Source organism: Pseudarthrobacter sp. NamE5 (genome assembly GCF_005796225.1).
In the GTDB taxonomy this organism is placed as follows: Bacteria; Actinomycetota; Actinomycetes; order Actinomycetales; family Micrococcaceae; genus Arthrobacter.
In genome coordinates, this window is record NZ_VAHO01000045.1 from 1 (window position 1) to 400 (window position 400).

The following is a 400-nucleotide window of genomic DNA, read 5'->3' on the forward strand; positions in this document are numbered from 1 at the left end:
TGGACACCGCAACCTCTCCCAGCTGCGGGCAGACAACTTCTCCTCAGCACTCCTTGGCAGCAGTACCAGCACCGGCAACGGGGGCGGGGCGGAAGGCGCCACGGCCGGCAACGCGGCCGGCAACGCGGAAGGCAGCGGGGGAGGCACCATGGCCGGCAACGTTGCCGGCAGCAGGGGCGGGGCGGGAATGAATGCCCGACCAACTTTGCCGATCCGGCCCCAGGTGCTGGTCACCGTGCCCGTGTTCGCACTGCTCGGCCTCACCGAGGAACCGGCCATGCTCGATGGCCACGGCCCCATCCCGGCCTCAATGGCGCGCAGACTCGTCGCTGACGGGGCCGACTCGTTCCACCGCGTGCTGGTCGACCCCCGGGACGGGGCGCCGCTGGAAATCGGCCGA

The 400-nt window shown here is 71.2% G+C and carries 1 pseudogene; it reads left to right on the forward strand.

The features are described from left to right. Positions 1–400, forward strand: a pseudogene (locus tag FDW84_RS19010) (endonuclease); the annotation flags it as partial.